The sequence below is a fragment of the Trinickia violacea genome (assembly GCF_005280735.1).
In the GTDB taxonomy this organism is placed as follows: Bacteria; Pseudomonadota; Gammaproteobacteria; order Burkholderiales; family Burkholderiaceae; genus Trinickia_A; species Trinickia_A violacea.
On the sequence record NZ_CP040077.1, the window covers coordinates 4,532,993 to 4,548,766 of the forward strand.

The following is a 15,774-nucleotide window of genomic DNA, read 5'->3' on the forward strand; positions in this document are numbered from 1 at the left end:
TGCCATATTATCGTCCAACTCGCCATGGGCCCTGTCGAGCCGGTCAGGCTCTCGGCCGCGCCCGCCCGCTCTCAAGTTCCTCCGAGCCCGCGCACGAGCGATATCAGCAACAGAATCAGCAGAACCAAAGCCACCGTCTGCCAGAACGTCACCGGACTGCGCTCGATCCACGGCCTTGCCATCGCCGGCTCCGTCTCGCCGCCTCCAGCAGCGAAACGATCGAGGTCGGCGCAGACTTCGAGCGCATCTTGATAGCGGCGCTCCGGATCGGTCTGCATCGCCTTTTCGAGCACGAGGTCGAGCCAGCCGGGAAGGTCGGGCCGGTGGTGATGCAGCGGCACTCGGCCGTTGAAGCCGTATGGCGAGCGCCCGCCGCTGAAGGTGCGGTACAAGGTGACGCCGAACGCGAAGACCTCGGAGCGCGCATCGCCCTGCGCGCCTTTGATCAGCTCGGGCGCCATGTAGGCCGGCGTGCCGGGCGCGGCAAGCGGCCCCGGCGCGAGCACGCCCGGCATGTAGGCGAAGCCGAGGTCGAGAAGCCTCACGCTGTCATCGGGCAGCACGAGGATGTTCTCGGGCTTGATGTCGCGATGAAAGATGCCCTGGCGATTCAGCGCGTGGATCGCGCTACCGAGCTGCCGTGCGATCGCCAGCCCGCGCGTCAGGGACATCGGCGCTGGCGTGATCAGCGTCTCGAGCGGCAGGCCGTCGAGAAACGGCATCACCACATAGAGGCGGCTCTGCCGCGCGGGATCGACCGCGCTTGGCGCCAGCACGTTCTTGTCGCCGATCTTCCCGGCAAGCCATCGCTCCCGGACGAGCGACTGACGCACGTTGGCATCCTCTTCGACGCGCGGCTTCGGGAACTTGAGCGCGAGCCGCGTCTTCGGCTCGGCGAGATCGTGGCCGATGAAGATCCGCGAGTAGCGGCCGTCGCTCAGGATCGTGGTTAGCGCATAGCCGTCGACGACCTCCCCGCACGCGGGAACGGCAAGAATCGGCAGATCGCCGAGCACGCCTTCGAGATAGCCATAGTCGAGGACCGGAACGCTACGCACGTCGATCACGGCCGCCGAGATGTCATCGGCCGATCCGCGCGAGCGCGCCGTTTGGATCAGGCGCTGCGCCACCGCGTCGGCCGGCGCCTGCGCCGACAGCGCGGCCCGCAGCTCGCGCGCCGGCACGCGCCGGTAGAGCCCGTCGGAGCACAGCAGCAGGCGGTCGCCTTCCTGGAGCGCCCAGCTCTCGATGCGCGTCACCAGTGCGCTCTGCAATCCGATCGCTTGGGCGACGAAGGCGCCGAACGGCACGTCCGTGACGTCGTCGCCGCCGAGCTGCGAGAGTTCGCCGCCGCGCATCTGATAGAGCCGCACGTCGCCCGCGCTGATCAGCCAGGCCGCGCCGCCCCTGACCACGAGCGCCGCGAAGCATGCCGCCATCAGGCTCAGCTCGGCATCGCTGCGGCCGATCTGGTGCAGCCAGCGGTGAATCGCGTTCAGCGCGCGCGACGCGGCGGCTTCGGGCGAGAGCGTGTCGGGCGGCGCGTAGTAGCCGTCGATGAAGCTGCGCACGGCGAGCTCGGCAGCCACGCGCCCGCCCCGTCCGCCGCTCATGCCATCGGCCAGCGCGACCACGCTGCCGCGCACCGAGCGCTGCATGACGTCGCCGAGCATGACACCGACGTAGTCCTCATTGCGCCCGCCCCTGCCCGCCCCCGAAATGAAGGCAATGTCGAGCGCGGGACATTCGCCGCGCTCGGGCCGCAATGTCAGGCAGGCCCGTTCGACGGCATCGGCATCGGCATCGGCATCGGCGCGGAGGGTTTCGGTCATTTCCTGTCGAAAATCGCGGCCTCACTCGATTCGAGGTCGTGCTCGATCTTATCGAGAACCTGCGGCGCGCGCTTCTTCAGCATCGCGAGCCAGATCAGGCCGAACGCCATGTAGGCGACGAACAGATAGGGCAGGAGGTTGTACGGCCAGTCGGGAACCGGATAGACGCTGCCGAAGAACCCGCCGATCATCGCGACCGCGCCCAGGATGCCCACCACGACATTGGCGAGCTTGAGCTGCCCTTGCTTCTTCAAGTAAATCGGCGCCGACACCGAGATCAGGAAGTAGGCCACGATGAAGCCGAAGGTCGCGAACGTGCTCGTATAGCCGAACGTGTTCAGCGCGCCGGTGCCCAAGAGCGCGAGATTCACCACGAGCGAGAGGATCGCGGCGAAGGCCACCGCGTAGTGCGGCGTCTGGTGCTTCGTGTGGACCATGCCCATCGAGCGATGGACGAACTGATATCGGCCCATCGAGAACAGCAGCCGGCTCGCGGCGTTGATCGAGGCCAGCACGCAGGCGAACGCGCTCACCGATGCGATCAGGTAGAACAGCGGCGCGAGCGCCGGCGCGCCAAGGCCCTTGAGCAGCGTCTGGAGCGGCGCGGTATCGGCGCCGAGCTTGGCCACGTCGCCGCCGTAGGCGACGACCATCGAGTAGGCGACGAACATGAAGAACGCGCCCGCCACCACCATGCTCCAGATAATCGCGCGCGGAATTGCCTTCAGCGGGTTCTTGGTTTCCTTGCCGAGCGACGCGGCGCTCTCGAAGCCGACGAACGAGAAGATGCCGAGCACCATCGCCTCGGCCATCCCCTTAGGCGTCGTGCCCTGCAGCGACAGCTGCGCATGATCGACGATGCGCTCCGGATGCTGATAGAAGACCACGAACAGCACGCCGCCGACGATCGTGATCGACGCGGCCTCGATCGCGAGGCTCAGGCGCGACGACAGCTTGATGTCGCGCGACGAGAGGAACCACGCGAGTGCCGCGCTGACGACGTAGATCAGCCACGTCGGCACGGCGATGCCGAACGGCGTGAACGCGTTCTGCACGAAGATGGCCTCGCCGGCGAGCACGCCCATTGCGGTGCCGGTGTACGCGGCGATCAGCCCCCAACCCGCGATGCCGCCCGCGATCGGCCCGAGCGAGCGCGAGATGAAGATGAAGAACGAGCCGGCTGCGGCGAAGCGGCTCGCCAGCACGGCGATGTTGAGGCTGACGAACATGAGGCCGAGTGTCGACAGGCCGTAGACGAGCCAGCTGCCTGCGCCGGCCAGCGCCGCAACCGCTACGACGTTGATCGACGGTGTCAGCGTGGGAGAGATGTTGGCCAGCGATTGGCCGATGGTCTCCATGAAGCCCAGGCTTGATGATCGAAGATCGGCGGATGATGAAGAAACCGAGGTTGGTTGCGGCATAGCGCTCATGCTGGACTCTCCTGTCGTCAAAGTTGGTTGCTCAATGCTTGAACTTGGTCGCCGTAGGCTTGCTGGCAAAACTGGTTTCGGGTTTCTGGTCTGTTTGCGGTTGTTGTGCTGGTTGCCTTGCTTCGGTTCGTTTGCGGTTGGCGTGCTGGTTGCCTTCCTTCGGGCCGTTAGGGGTTGGCGTGCAACTTTGAATTCGCGGCGTTCCGTACAGTCCGTCCCTCCCCGGGACCGGGGTCACTTTTGTCCTTGCCAAAAGTAACCAAAAGCGCGTCCTCGCCGGACGGCTCGCCCGGAGGCACTCAACCCTGTTAGTACCGATATCCCGAGTGCAACCGTGGGAAACCGTTATTGCTCGCCGTGAGTCCGAGTAGCACGCGGCACAGAATTTCGTCCGTTCGCGTCAAATCAATGCCGGTGTTCCGCAAAGGCCTGAAGCGCCTTGTCTTGCGATGCGCCACATGCGCTCGCACTCATTTCCAATCGCAGGCAACGGGGGGCGCCACCAAATCGATGGCGTCGATTTATTTCGTATGGGCGCAATCCCGTGCCGCGTACTAACGGGTCGCCCGTCGAGCAACAACGGTCTCCCACGGTTGCACTCCGTACACCGGGTCTAACAGGGTTGAGTGCCTCCGGGCTAGGCCGTCCGCCCAGGACGCGCTTTTGGTTACTTTTGGCAAGGACAAAAGTAACCCCGGTCCCGGGGAGGGACGGACCATACGGAACGCCGCGAATTCAAAGTTGCACCACAAACCCAAGCAAAACGACACAACCCCAGCACCCGCCGCGAATTCAAAGTTGCACGCCAAACCCCAACCTACCGACCCTCCGAACAAACCACGCAACCGAAACCGTTAGCAAACCTTATTAGCTCCCCAAACCCGGAATCCAAGCCGTGCCGGCGAGCGGAACACGCGCCATCGCCGCCGCCTCGACGGTCAACGCCACGAGGTCCTCGGGCTCAAGGTGATGCACGTTCTGCTTACCGCAGGCGCGCGCAATCGTCGCCAGTTCCATGTTCAGCGTCTTCAGATAGTTGCGCACGCGCCGCGCCCCTTCTTCCGGTTGCACACGCTGCTCGAGCACCGCATCCTGCGTAGTCACACCAACGGGACACTTACCCGTATGACAGTGATGACAAAACCCCGGCGCGGTATTGAGCGCCGCATAGTCCGCAGCGGCCGGATGCAGCGCGCCATCCTTGAAGTAGGTGTCGCTATTGCAGCCGAGCGCCATCAGCACGCCCTGCCCGATCGCCACCGCATCGGCGCCGAGCGCGAGCGCCTTCGCCACGTCCGCCCCCGTGCGAATCCCGCCCGACACGATCAACTGCACCTGCCCCTTCATGTTCAAGTCCTCGAGCGCGTCGACGGCCTGCCGCACCGCGGCCAGCGTCGGTATGCCGACGTTCTCGATGAAGCACGTTTGCGTCGCCGCGGTGCCTCCCTGCATCCCATCGATCACCACGACGTCCGCGCCCGCATGCACCGCGAGCTTCACGTCGTTGAACGTGCGCGTCGCGCCGACCTTCACATAAATCGGCTTTTCCCAATCGGTGATCTCGCGCAGCTCCTGGATCTTGATCGCGAGGTCGTCGGGACCGGTCCAGTCCGGATGACGGCTCGCCGAGCGCTGATCCACGCCCGCCGGCAGCGTGCGCATCGCAGCCACGCGCGGGTTCACCTTCTGCCCGAGCAGCATGCCGCCGCCGCCCGGCTTCGCGCCCTGGCCGATCACGACCTCGATCGCGTCGGCGCGGCGCACGTCGTCCGGGTTGAAGCCATAGCGCGACGGCAGGCACTGATAGACGAGCGTCTTCGACGAGCGGCGCTCTTCCTGCGTCATGCCGCCGTCGCCGGTCGTCGTCGAGGTGCCGGCCGCCGTCGCCGCGCGGCCCAGCGCTTCCTTCACGTTCGCCGACAGCGCGCCGAAGCTCATGCCGGCGATCGTGATCGGGATGTCGAGCACGACCGGTTTACTCGCAAAACGTGTGCCAAGCACGGTCTGCGTCGTGCATTTCTCGCGATAGCCTTCGAGCGGATAGCGCGACAGCGACGCGCCGAGAAACAGCAGATCGTCGAAGTGCGGCACGTGCCGCTTCGCGCCGAGGCCGCGGATTTCATAGAGACCGCGCTGCGCGGCCGTGTGGATGTAGTCGATCGTCTTGCGGTCGTAGCCTTGCGACTCTTCCTGCTGCAAGCGGGCGAAATGAACGGGCTTTTCCATGGGGACGTTCTCGAAAATCGGGGTGTTCAACGGGGGGCTCAATATTCCTGGTCGGCGTCGGCGTTCCAGTGATAGAGCGTGCGGGCCGAAGCGATGCGCTTGAATGCACGCGGATCGTGCACGAGCCCCGCCGCGTCGAGCAGCGCGGCGACGGCGGTCACGTCCGCCTCGGTCATCGGCTCGAACTGCGCGTCCGCGCCGAGCGATTTCACTTCGCCCTTCACGTACAGCACCGCTTCGTAGAGCGAGTCGCCGAGCGCGTCGCCGGCGTCGCCGCAGATCACCATGCGGCCCGCCTGCGCCATGAACGCCGAGAAACTGCCGACCGAGCCGCCGACGACGATGTCGCCGCCCTTCAGCGAAATCCCGCAGCGCAGGCCCGCGTCGCCGTCGATGACGAGCAGCCCGCCGTGCGCGGACGCGCCCGCGCCGTTCGAGGCAAAGCCCTTCACGTGCACCTTGCCGCTCATCATGTTTTCGGCGACGCCGGTCCCGGCGCTGCCTTCGATGACGATCGTCGCGTGCTTGTTCATGCCGCCCGCGTAGTAGCCGGCGTGGCCGTCGATCGTGATGCTCACCTCGGCATCGACGCCGACGGCGATGTTGTGCGCGCCGTTGGGCGAGGTCACGGTGACCCGCCGGCCGTTCAATTCGGCGCTGGATCCGTGCAAGTACTGATTCACTGCCCTGACCGGCGTGGACTCAAGGTCGAATGTCACGCTTTCCATACATACATCTCCTCGGGTGCGGGTTCGAAGACCTTCGCGTGCTTGATGTCGGGCAGATGCGCGAGCGAGCGGAACTCGGAGGCGATCGCCACGTAGTCGTCGTTCTCCGCGACCATGGCGGGCTTGCAGGCGAACGGATCGCGGATCAGCGCAAGCTCCGTCGTCGTGCCCATCAGGAAGGTGTAGAAGCCGTCGAGCTCTTCGAAGCCCTTCTGCAACGCATCCGGCAGCGTGTCGCCTTCGCGCAGCCGCCATTCGAGAAAGCGGCACGCGGCTTCGGTGTCGTTGTCGGTGTCGAAGTGAATGCCCTCGGGCTCGAGCTTGCGCCGCACGCCATGCGCGTTCGAGAGCGACCCGTTATGGACGAGGCAGAAGTCCTCGCCCGCCGTGAACGGATGCGCGCGATCGGGCGTGACCGCCGATTCGGTCGCCATCCGCGTATGGCCGACCAGATGCGAGCCCTTCAGGTTCGCGAAGCCGTAACGCTGCGCGATCTGCGCGGGCAAGCCGATGTCCTTGTAGAGGTCGATCGAGCGGCCGGTCGAGAGCAGATAGAGCTTCGGGTAATGCTCGCGCAGCCAGCTTTTCACGGTCTCGGCACTGCCTTGCAGCGTCAGCACGGCGTGGTTGCCTTTCGCTTCGATGCGCGCCGTGACGTCCATCGCGGCATTCAGCGCGTCGAAGAGCTTGCCCCAAGCGAAGCGCTCGCCCTCCTCGGTGAAGCCCGAGTAGAGGCTGAGCTTGCGCTGGTGAGCATCGACGGCCTTGCCGAAGACGGCGAGCCCCGCCGAGTCCGGGCCGCGCTCGGTCATGCCGATCAGCATCGGCACCATCAGCTCGCCGAGCCGTTCGCGTAGTGCCGGCGTCTTCACCAGCAACCCTACGATTCCGCACATATTGCGTCTCCTTAAAAAAATTCGAGGTAGCTCTTCAGCTCCCAATCCGATACGTGGCGCATGTATTCGAGCCATTCCATGCGCTTCAACTCGAGGAATTCGCCGGCGACGGGGCCGAGCGCATCGCAGATCACGCGGTCGGCTTCGAGCGCGTCGAGCGCCTGCTCGAGGTTCTGCGGCAGCACGCCGATCTCGCGCTCGCGCAATTGCTGCGGGGCCCAGTCGTAGAGGTTGTCGTTGGCGGGTTCGCCCGGCGACAGCTCGCGCTCGATGCCGTCGAGCCCGGCCGCGATCACGGCGGCGGTCGCCAGATACGGATTGCACGAGCCGTCCGGCAGGCGCAGCTCGATGCGCTCGCCCGGCATGCGCACCATCGTCGAACGGTTGTTGTCGCCGTAGCTGATATAGGCGGGCGCCCACGTCGCGCCGGTCAGCGAGCGGCCCACCACGAGCCGCTTGTACGAGTTGACGGTCGGGTTGCAGAGCGCCGCCAGCGCGGGCGCATGGGCGAGCAGACCGGCCGTGAACTGGTAGCCGAGCTTCGAGAGCCCCATGCCGAGCGAATCGCTGCGGTCGGCGAACAGGTTGCGCTCGCCGTCGCCGATCGACATGTGCATGTGCATGCCGTTGCCGGGGCGATTCGCGAACGGCTTCGCCATGAACGAGCAGATCATGCCCAGCTCGTTCGCGATCTCGGACGCGGCCATCTTGAAGAACACGTAGTGGTCGCACGAGGTCAGGCAATCGGTGTACGTGTAGTTGATCTCGAACTGGCCGTTCGCGTCCTCGTGGTCGATCTGATAGACGTCGATGCCCACCGCGCGCATCGATTCGGTCAGCTTTTCCAAGAACACACGCGTGCGCGACAAGCCCTTGTAGTCGTAGCAGGGCTTCGCGAGCGTGTCGCTCGGATCGCACGGCTCCAGCACGCCCGACGCCGAACGCCGCAGCAGCGAAAACTCGGGCTCGAGCCCCGTGTAGAGCGTCCAGCCGCGCTCGGTCATGCGCGCGACCTGCTTCTTCAGCGTCACGCGCGAATCGAAGGCCCACGGCTTGCCGTCGACGTGGCCGTCGCACGCGATGCGCGCGAGGCCCGGCTGCCACGGCACCGGCGTGAGCGTCGACAGATCGCCCACGGCCATGAAGTCCGGACCGTTCGGCTCGATGCCGACGCCCCAGATCGCGAAGCCGGCAAAGCCCGCGCCGGCCGTCAGCACGCTCTTCAGATGCGCGACCGGCACCGACTTCGCCTTCGCCACGCCGTGAATGTCGACGAACTGCGCCAACACGTATTTCACGCCTCGCTGGGTGAGCCAGGCTTGCGCGTCTTCCGCCGTGTCGAAGCGCGGCACGCTTCCGAGCGCGTCGACGGTGACCGGCAGCTTGCTCGCGTCGTTCAGGTTCATTGCCACTCCTTGCAACAATTTATTAACATGCAAAAATATTTCCTGTCAGGAAACTCTCTGCGCGCAATCGGTCCTGCTATTTCCTTAGGCCGGCAGGCCCTCTCGATCTGCTAACCTTGCTTTCTTTTCCCGAGGCCATCCATGCACAACGCGGACGACAGCAAATCACCGCTCGAACGCTATCTCGGCGCGACGATCCGCGAGTTGCGCCAGTCTCACGGGCTGACCATCGCGCAGGTCGCCGAGCAGGCCGGCATCAGCCGCGGGATGCTCTCGAAGATCGAGAACGCGCAGACCTCGACCGGACTCGACGTCCTAAACCGCATCGCGATGGCGCTCGGCGTCTCGATGTCGACGCTCTTTCGCAACTTCGACGTCCCGCAAGGCGGCGCCCAGCTGGTCAAGAAAGGCGCCGGCATGGAGGTCGTCCGCAAGGGCACGCAGCGCGGCCACACCTACCATCTGCTCGCGTACGACCAGGGCCCGCGCAAGCTCTTCGAGCCGTTCCTCATCACCATGGACGACGCGTCGGAACGCTTCCCCGTGTTCGAGCACCCCGGCACCGAATTCATCCACATGCTCAAAGGCGTGATCGAGTACCGCCACGGCCAGCAAACCTACATCCTCCATCCCGGCGACACCCTCACGTTCCGCGCCGACATCCCGCATGGCCCCGAACGTTTGATCAAGACGCCGATCCAGTTTCTGTCGATCTTCGTCTACGCCCAGCCCGCCGCCGAGTGAGCGGTCCCGCTCCGGACATCTCTGCGGGAATCTAATACGCAACGTCCGTGCCATGTTTATCAATGAGAATCAAAAGTTCCTCCCAGTAAACATCGGCGGCGCACTGCGGCCTTTCCCGATCTCCCTGCTTTCCCTGCCCCTGCCTGCCCGCGGTGCGGCCCCATCGTGAATGCGGTGCACGGGCGCACTGAAACGGCAACGCGGGTTACGACGTTGCATCAGCCTCGCTTATAACGTCGCCAATGCGCGCAGCACGCCCTCGATCATCCGGCGCAACACCGGCTGCACGAGCGCCGCGCGCGTCTCGTCATAGGCGAACGGCGCGTGCTCGCTCATATAGACCGACTGGCACATCTCCAGCTGGATCGCATGCACGCCCTGCTGCGGCGAGCCGAAATGACGCGTGATGTAGCCGCCCTTGAAGCGCCCGTTCGCGATCCAGGTGAACGGGCTGTCGGCCGCGGCGGCCTCGGCGGCCGCCTGCAAGGCGGGCGCGGCCGTGCGGCCGTCCTGCGTGCCGAGATTCAAGTCCGGCAGCTTGCCGTCGAACAGGCGCGGCAGCACGCTCGCGATCGAATGGGCCTCCCACAGCACGACGTGCGCGTGACGCTCGCGCAGGCGCGTCAACTCGGCTTGCAGCCGCTCGTGGTAGGGCCGCCAGTAGTCCGCCACGCGCCGCTGCTTGCGCTGTTCGTCCGGCTCGCAGCCGGGGCGGTACACCGGCTCGCCGCGAAACGTCTCGGTGGGGCACAGGCCCGTCGTGGTCTGCCCCGGATACAGGCTTTCGTCGTTCGGCGGCCGGTTCAGATCGATCACATAGCGCGACAACTTCGCGCCGAGCACGGTCGCGCCCAATTCGGCGGCGAAATCGTAGAGTCGATCGAGATGCCAGTCGGTATCGGCGACGGTCAGCGCCTCATCCGTGTAGAGCGGCTGCAACTCCGGCGGAATCCGGCTGCCCAGATGCGGAATCGAAATCAGCAGCGGCGCCTCGCCGCGTTGCAGGGTGGTCAGATCCAGATCGTCCATCGACGGTTCTCTTCAGAAAAAACGGCGCGCTCAGCGCAAGGCGTCCTCGGGAAGCTGCGGCAAGGCGCGGGCCAGCGCCGGCTGAATCGAGCGATCGATGACCGTGCGCGTCAACGTGACGATCTCGCTCGCGAAGTCGTCCCACTCGCCCTGCCGGTGCAGCAGAAAGAAGTCGCGCCGCCCGAGCCGCCCGGACGGCAGCGGCAGCACGGCGATCTCGCCGAGATAGTGCCGCGCCTGCCACAGGCACAGCGGCGTCGAGATCGCGAAGCCCAGCCGGGCCGCGACCAGGCTCAGCAGCGGATCGGTCGCGTCGAATTCGTAGCGGCGCGGGCTGTCGATGCCGAGGTGCCGCGCGAAGCGCTCGACCTGCTGGCCGATCACCGAGCGCGCCGTGTACCGGATCAGCGGCAGCTCCTTATTGAGCGTGCGCCAGTCGAGCTGCGCGCGGCCGGCGAGATGGCTGCGCGCGACGACCGCGACGAACGCTTCGGAAAACAGCGGGATTTCGACGATGCGCGCATCGTTCAACGTCGTCTGCGTGCAGACGGCGATATCGAGCTCCCGGTCATGCAGCTGCTTCGACAGCCCCGGCGTGAGCCCCGACCACAGCGAAATCTGCCGCGCCGAGTTCGACACCGCGCGAATCAGCTCCGGGCCGACCGTCGCCGCGAACGAATCGACGCAGCCGAGCCGCACCGGCAGCGTGCCCGCGTGCGAGGCGTCGCCGATCCGCGTGCTCACCATCTGCGCGTGCTCGATCAGCGGCCCCGCGAGTTCGAGCAAGGCGCGTCCGGCGACGTTCGGTCGCGGCGGACGGCTCTCCCGGTCGAACAGCGTCGTGCCCTGATCGCGCTCGAGCACCGACACCGCCTGACTGATCGCGCTCTGGCTCACGCCGAGCTGCTTCGCCGCGGCCGTCATCGAGCCCGTCTCGCAGACGGCGACGAAAGCCTGCAGCGCGCGCAGATCGATTGGGGGTTGGGTTCGTCTCATCGTGCATGACTCCAATTCGTCGGATGCTGCGCGCTCAAAATCCGCCCGTGCTCACGATGAGCGTTTTCGGGTGCGCGTCATAAGTTTGCCTAATACAAAATTCCCCCGCCTTTCGGCTTCCTAGAATCCGCTCCATCGCCTTAACAGGGATTCCCATGAGCCACTATGACTTCATCGTGATCGGCGCCGGCGTGATCGGCGCATCGGTCGCGCACCATCTCGCCGCATCCGGTGCGAAGCGCGTGCTCGTGCTCGAGCGCGGCACCATCGGCGCGGGCACGACATCGCAATCGTCGGGGCTGCTGCGCACGCACTATTCGGTCCGTCAGAACGTCGAGCTCGCGCGCTCGTCTTGGTGGGCCTTCAACAACTTCGCCGAGTACGTCGGCGACGACGAAGCGTCGTGCGGGCTCGTCAAATGCGGCTATCTGATCTGCGCGCCGGAAGGCGACAAGCTCGAGCCGCTGCGCGCGTCGCTCGCCGCGCAGCAGGAAATGGGCATCGAGGTGCAACGGCTGAATCGCGACGAAGCGCACGAGCGTCTGCCGATCGCGCAGTTCGGCGACGCGGCGCTGATCGGCTTCGAGCCCGAGGCTGGCTTCGCCGACGCCTATCTCGTCGCGACCAGCTTCGCGAAGTCCGCACGCCGCCGCGGCGTGAAGATCATGGAAAGCGTGACGGTGACGGGCCTGATCCGCGAAGGACGGCACGTGACGGGCGTCGAAACGAGCGCGGGCCGCTTCAGCTGCGGCACGCTCGTCAGCACGCAAAGCATCTGGACCCCGGAGCTGGCTGACTGGATCGGTGTGCCGCTGCCGGTGAAGCCCGAGCGCCATACGGTGCTCGCCCTCGAATGCGAGACCGGCGCGTATACGTTCGGCATGCCCGCCTTCAAGGATCTCGGCTCGCCCGGCATGCTCTATTTCCGCAGCTACGGCGGCAGTCAGATGCTGGTGTCCGAAGGCGTAGTCGGCGAAACGCTCAATGCGCCGGAGACCGAGCAAGGCGACATCTCGCTCGACTATGTCGCCGAGGTCGGCGCGCAGGTCGCCGAGCGCTTCCCCGCCTACGAGACTGCGGGGCTCGCGTCGTCATGGACGGGCGTCTACGACGTGACGCCCGATTGGAACCCGGTGCTCGGCGGCGTCGGCGATGTCGAAGGGCTCGTGGTCGGGTTCGGGTTTTCCGGGCACGGCTTCAAGCTCTCGCCCGGCATCGGCAAGCTGCTCGCGCAGCATGCGCTTGGCCAGCCGACCGATGTGTCGCTCGCGCCGTACGCGCTCGACCGCTTCTCGACGGGCGCGCTGCTCGTCGGCAAGTATGGGTCGGGCGCGGTGTCCTGATTCGCGGAGATCATGGAGACGTTCATGCCACTCGACATCCTCGTTGCGCGGAGCGCGTCATGACGAACCGGACTAAGCACGCCGCGCCGCTTCGTTCGACAGCGGGCGCAGGAAAGCCATTGTCTGTGTCGAAGCAGTCGCTTCATTTCTTCGACTGCACGCAGCTCGCGCCCGAAGCGTGGGCCAACGGCGGCGGCACCACGCGCACGATCGCCAAGCGAGCCGATGACGACGGCGGCGTCGAGTGGCGCGTCAGCCTCGCCACCCTGAACGGGCCCGCGAAGTTCTCGCAGTTTCCGGGCCTCGATCGCACCTTGCTGCTGCTCGACGACGGCGCGGTCGATCTGCATTCGCAGGATGGCGCGTGGTTCGCGCGCCCGGGGCAGCCCGTGCAGTTCTCCGGCGATCTGCTGATCTGGGCGAGCGTGCCCGCCCGGCCCGTCGACGTGCTCAACGTGATGACGCGGCGCGGCGCTTGGCAGGCCAATGTCCGCGTCGCGTCGGACTCGCTGCGAATCACGGCGGCTTCGACCCAGCTTGTCTTGTGCGTCGCCGGGCAATGGAGCGTGGCGAGTGCGCTGCTCAACGGCGTGTCGCTCGAGCCGATGAGGGGCATCTGGATCGACGGGGGACGCGAGGACATCGACTTGCGCGCCGTGGGGCCGGGGGCGCGTCTCGTCTCTGTCGCAATCGACCCGGTGGAGCGTTGAAGCATGCACGGCGCTAAGTTGATCGAGCAATACGGTCCGCGCGAGTCGATGGAATATGACGTCGTGATCGTCGGCGGCGGCCCCGCGGGGCTTTCGGCCGCGATCCGGCTCAAGCAACTGGCCGCGGAAAAAGGCACCGACATCGGCGTGTGCGTGCTCGAAAAGGGGTCGGAGATCGGCGCGCACATTCTGTCGGGCGCGGTCATGGACCCGCGCGCCATCCACGAGCTGATTCCCGACTGGAAGGAAAAGGGCGCGCCTTTGAACGTCGAGGTGACCGAGGACCGGTTCCTGTTCCTCTCCGAGAAAGGCGCCGTCAAGACCCCGAACTGGGCGCTGCCCGACAACTTCAAGAATCACGGCAACTACGTGATCAGCCTCGCCAACGTCACGCGCTGGCTCGGCCAGCAGGCCGAAGCGCTGGGCGTCGAGATCTTCCCGGGTTTTCCGGCTGCCGAGGTTTTGTATAACGACGACGGCTCGGTGAAAGGCGTCGTGACCGGCAACATGGGCGTCGGCAAGGATGGCGAGCCCACCGAGAACTTCCAGCTCGGCATGGAGCTGCATGCGAAATACACGCTCTTCTGCGAAGGCTGCCGTGGGCATCTGGGCCGCCAGCTGAACGAGCGGTTCAAGCTCAACAAGGATTCCGATCCGCAGGTCTATGGCATCGGCATCAAGGAGCTGTGGGAGATCGATCCGGCCAAGCACCAGCCGGGCCTGGTGATCCACACGGCCGGCTGGCCGCTCGACACCGACACCTACGGCGGCTCGTTCCTTTATCACATCGACAACAACCAGGTGATGATCGGCTTCGTGGTCGGCCTCGGCTACACGAATCCATACCTCTCGCCGTTCGAGGAGTTCCAGCGCTACAAGACGCATCCGTCGATCCGCGCGTTCCTCGAAGGCGGCAAGCGTGTCTCGTATGGCGCGCGTGCGATCACGGCGGGCGGGCTGATGTCGCTGCCGAAGCTGGTGTTCCCAGGCGGCGCGCTGGTGGGCGACGATGCGGGCTTCCTGAATGTGTCGCGCATCAAGGGTTCGCATGCGGCGATCAAGACCGGCATGCTCGCGGCCGAAGCAGCGTTCGATGCCGTTCAGGCCGGCCGTCAGGGCGACGAGCTGAGCGCGTATCCCGAGTCGTTCAAGACCTCGTGGCTGCACAGCGAACTCCATCGCGCGCGCAACTTCAAGCAATGGATGAGCAAGGGGTTGTACCTGGGCACGCTGATGGTCGGGCTCGAACAGAAGCTGCTGGGCGGCAACGTGCCGTGGACGCTGCACCATAAGCACTGGGACCACGAGACGCTTAAGCCCGCCTCGCAGTGCAAGCCGATCGACTATCCGAAGCCCGACGGCAAGCTGACGTTCGACCGGCTCTCGTCGGTGTTCATCTCGAACACGAATCACGAAGAAAACCAGCCGGCGCATCTGACGCTCAAGGATGCGTCCGTGCCGGTGAACGTGAACCTGCGCACCTATGCAGGCCCAGAGGGCCGCTTCTGCCCGGCCGCCGTGTATGAGTTCGTGAAGAACGACGACGGCAGCGACCGGCTCGTGATCAACGCGCAGAACTGCGTGCACTGCAAGACCTGCGACATCAAGGACCCGACGCAGAACATCGTGTGGGTCACGCCGGAAGGCGGCGGCGGGCCGAACTATCCGAACATGTAACCCGCCCGCCAGCCTGCGCCGCCCGCGCCGGCGGCAAAAAGATCAAGCCTCGTCCGCGCCCTGCGGCAACACCGCCTTGGCAAGCTCAGCCACGCGCCGGATATGCGCGAACGACGCCGCCGCAGCCGCGTCGCCGTCGCGGCGCTCGATCGCATCGAGCAGCGTGTTCATCTCGCGGTTCGACTCGTCGCCGCGCCCCGGCACCGCGATCGTCAACGCGCGCAGCCGGTTGATGCGCGCATTCAGCGACCTCACCACGTCATGCGCGATCGGCTTGTTGGCGCCTTCGAACATCGTCTCGTAGAAACGCTCCGTGTACTCGAGCACGCGTGGCAAGTCGTTCTTCTCGAACGCGTCTTCGATCTCGCGGCGCGCTTCGCGCAGGCGGCTCACGAGCACCGGCGTCGCACGTTCGGCGCAGGCGCGCGCCGCGTGCGCTTCGAGCAGGCCGCGCAGTTCGTAGATTTCGTCCACCTGCGCCGGATCGAGACGCGCGACGATCGGCCCCTGGTGCGCGATGATCTCGACGAGCCCCTCCGTTTCCAGATGGCGCAGGACTTCACGCACGACGGTGCGGCTCACGCCGAGCTCGTCGCAGAGCGTGCGCTCGACGAGCCGGTCGCCCGGCTTGAAATAGCCCTGGACGATCGCGCCACGCAGCTTGTCGAGCGTCAGCTCGCGCAGGGTCTTCGCAGTGCGTTCGATTTTGAGGAGGGACGACATGGTGAGAGATTCGCGTATGGCGGTCGAAACCGCG

13 protein-coding genes are annotated in these 15,774 nt (G+C 65.8%); 4 read left to right on the top strand and 9 right to left on the bottom strand.

Annotation, left to right across the window (positions count from 1 at the left end; translation table 11 throughout):
* Positions 1 to 71: 71 nt before the first annotated feature.
* The 6 genes from FAZ95_RS20775 to glnT form a co-directional block, all read right to left on the bottom strand.
* Positions 72 to 1,832, bottom strand: a complete 1,761-nt coding sequence (locus tag FAZ95_RS20775) for a bifunctional protein-serine/threonine kinase/phosphatase (protein WP_137334157.1) — start codon at positions 1,830 to 1,832, stop codon at positions 72 to 74.
* Positions 1,829 to 3,262 carry an APC family permease gene (locus tag FAZ95_RS20780; protein ID WP_137334158.1) on the bottom strand — a complete coding sequence of 478 codons (1,434 nt, stop codon included), beginning with the start codon at positions 3,260 to 3,262 and terminating at the stop codon, positions 1,829 to 1,831. The genes FAZ95_RS20775 and FAZ95_RS20780 overlap by 4 nt, the downstream gene beginning before the upstream one ends.
* Before the next feature lie 867 nt (positions 3,263 to 4,129).
* Positions 4,130 to 5,488: an FMN-binding glutamate synthase family protein gene (locus tag FAZ95_RS20785; RefSeq protein WP_137334159.1), complete on the bottom strand. Its 1,359-nt coding sequence runs from the start codon at positions 5,486 to 5,488 to the stop codon at positions 4,130 to 4,132.
* A gap of 38 nt (positions 5,489 to 5,526) precedes the next feature.
* Entirely contained in the window at positions 5,527 to 6,216 is a 690-nt protein-coding gene (locus tag FAZ95_RS20790; RefSeq protein ID WP_137334160.1) for a GltB/FmdC/FwdC-like GXGXG domain-containing protein, read from the bottom strand.
* Positions 6,204 to 7,112: a class II glutamine amidotransferase gene (locus tag FAZ95_RS20795; RefSeq protein WP_137334161.1), complete on the bottom strand. Its 909-nt coding sequence runs from the start codon at positions 7,110 to 7,112 to the stop codon at positions 6,204 to 6,206. The genes FAZ95_RS20790 and FAZ95_RS20795 overlap by 13 nt, the downstream gene beginning before the upstream one ends.
* 11 nt (positions 7,113 to 7,123) lie before the next feature.
* Positions 7,124 to 8,518, bottom strand: coding sequence for a type III glutamate--ammonia ligase (gene glnT / locus FAZ95_RS20800; protein ID WP_175425659.1), 1,395 nt, complete (start codon positions 8,516 to 8,518; stop codon positions 7,124 to 7,126).
* Between the two features lie 141 nt (positions 8,519 to 8,659).
* Between glnT and FAZ95_RS20805 the strand changes: the two genes are divergently transcribed.
* Entirely contained in the window at positions 8,660 to 9,262 is a 603-nt protein-coding gene (locus tag FAZ95_RS20805; protein WP_137334162.1) for a helix-turn-helix domain-containing protein, read from the top strand.
* Positions 9,263 to 9,490: 228 nt separating this feature from the next.
* Here FAZ95_RS20805 and hutG read toward each other — a convergent pair whose 3' ends face one another.
* Positions 9,491 to 10,291 carry an N-formylglutamate deformylase gene (hutG, locus tag FAZ95_RS20810; protein WP_137334163.1) on the bottom strand — a complete coding sequence of 267 codons (801 nt, stop codon included), beginning with the start codon at positions 10,289 to 10,291 and terminating at the stop codon, positions 9,491 to 9,493.
* Between the two features lie 30 nt (positions 10,292 to 10,321).
* The gene (locus tag FAZ95_RS20815) at positions 10,322 to 11,287 is read right to left on the bottom strand and encodes a LysR family transcriptional regulator (RefSeq protein ID WP_137334164.1); all 966 of its coding nucleotides are present in this window, start codon (positions 11,285 to 11,287) and stop codon (positions 10,322 to 10,324) included.
* Between the two features lie 155 nt (positions 11,288 to 11,442).
* On the opposite strand from FAZ95_RS20815, the gene FAZ95_RS20820 reads away from it, so the two are divergent.
* The 3 genes from FAZ95_RS20820 to FAZ95_RS20830 are packed head-to-tail and all read left to right on the top strand — an operon-like array spanning position 11,443 to position 15,017.
* Positions 11,443 to 12,630, top strand: coding sequence for an NAD(P)/FAD-dependent oxidoreductase (locus FAZ95_RS20820; RefSeq protein WP_137334165.1), 1,188 nt, complete (start codon positions 11,443 to 11,445; stop codon positions 12,628 to 12,630).
* Between the two features lie 59 nt (positions 12,631 to 12,689).
* A complete protein-coding gene (locus FAZ95_RS20825; protein ID WP_137334166.1) occupies positions 12,690 to 13,340 on the top strand; it encodes a HutD/Ves family protein in 651 nt (216 codons plus the stop codon).
* Positions 13,341 to 13,343: 3 nt separating this feature from the next.
* Positions 13,344 to 15,017, top strand: a complete 1,674-nt coding sequence (locus tag FAZ95_RS20830; protein ID WP_137334167.1) for an electron transfer flavoprotein-ubiquinone oxidoreductase — start codon at positions 13,344 to 13,346, stop codon at positions 15,015 to 15,017.
* A gap of 42 nt (positions 15,018 to 15,059) precedes the next feature.
* Here the strand turns inward: FAZ95_RS20830 and FAZ95_RS20835 are convergent, their stop codons facing one another.
* Positions 15,060 to 15,740, bottom strand: a complete 681-nt coding sequence (locus FAZ95_RS20835) for a GntR family transcriptional regulator (RefSeq protein WP_137334168.1) — start codon at positions 15,738 to 15,740, stop codon at positions 15,060 to 15,062.
* Positions 15,741 to 15,774 lie beyond the last annotated feature (34 nt).

What these genes read in the sequence shown, in the direction of transcription:
- FAZ95_RS20795 (WP_137334161.1), bottom strand. Translation starts at nt 7,112, where the DNA reads ATGTGCGGAATCGTAGGGTTGCTGGTGAAGACGCCGGCACTACGCGAA.
- FAZ95_RS20820 (WP_137334165.1), top strand. Translation starts at nt 11,443, where the DNA reads ATGAGCCACTATGACTTCATCGTGATCGGCGCCGGCGTGATCGGCGCA.
- glnT (WP_175425659.1), bottom strand. Translation starts at nt 8,518, where the DNA reads ATGAACCTGAACGACGCGAGCAAGCTGCCGGTCACCGTCGACGCGCTC.
- FAZ95_RS20835 (WP_137334168.1), bottom strand. Translation starts at nt 15,740, where the DNA reads ATGTCGTCCCTCCTCAAAATCGAACGCACTGCGAAGACCCTGCGCGAG.
- FAZ95_RS20780 (WP_137334158.1), bottom strand. Translation starts at nt 3,262, where the DNA reads ATGAGCGCTATGCCGCAACCAACCTCGGTTTCTTCATCATCCGCCGAT.
- FAZ95_RS20805 (WP_137334162.1), top strand. Translation starts at nt 8,660, where the DNA reads ATGCACAACGCGGACGACAGCAAATCACCGCTCGAACGCTATCTCGGC.
- FAZ95_RS20775 (WP_137334157.1), bottom strand. Translation starts at nt 1,832, where the DNA reads ATGACCGAAACCCTCCGCGCCGATGCCGATGCCGATGCCGATGCCGTC.
- FAZ95_RS20830 (WP_137334167.1), top strand. Translation starts at nt 13,344, where the DNA reads ATGCACGGCGCTAAGTTGATCGAGCAATACGGTCCGCGCGAGTCGATG.
- FAZ95_RS20790 (WP_137334160.1), bottom strand. Translation starts at nt 6,216, where the DNA reads ATGGAAAGCGTGACATTCGACCTTGAGTCCACGCCGGTCAGGGCAGTG.
- FAZ95_RS20825 (WP_137334166.1), top strand. Translation starts at nt 12,690, where the DNA reads ATGACGAACCGGACTAAGCACGCCGCGCCGCTTCGTTCGACAGCGGGC.
- FAZ95_RS20785 (WP_137334159.1), bottom strand. Translation starts at nt 5,488, where the DNA reads ATGGAAAAGCCCGTTCATTTCGCCCGCTTGCAGCAGGAAGAGTCGCAA.
- FAZ95_RS20815 (WP_137334164.1), bottom strand. Translation starts at nt 11,287, where the DNA reads ATGAGACGAACCCAACCCCCAATCGATCTGCGCGCGCTGCAGGCTTTC.
- hutG (WP_137334163.1), bottom strand. Translation starts at nt 10,291, where the DNA reads ATGGACGATCTGGATCTGACCACCCTGCAACGCGGCGAGGCGCCGCTG.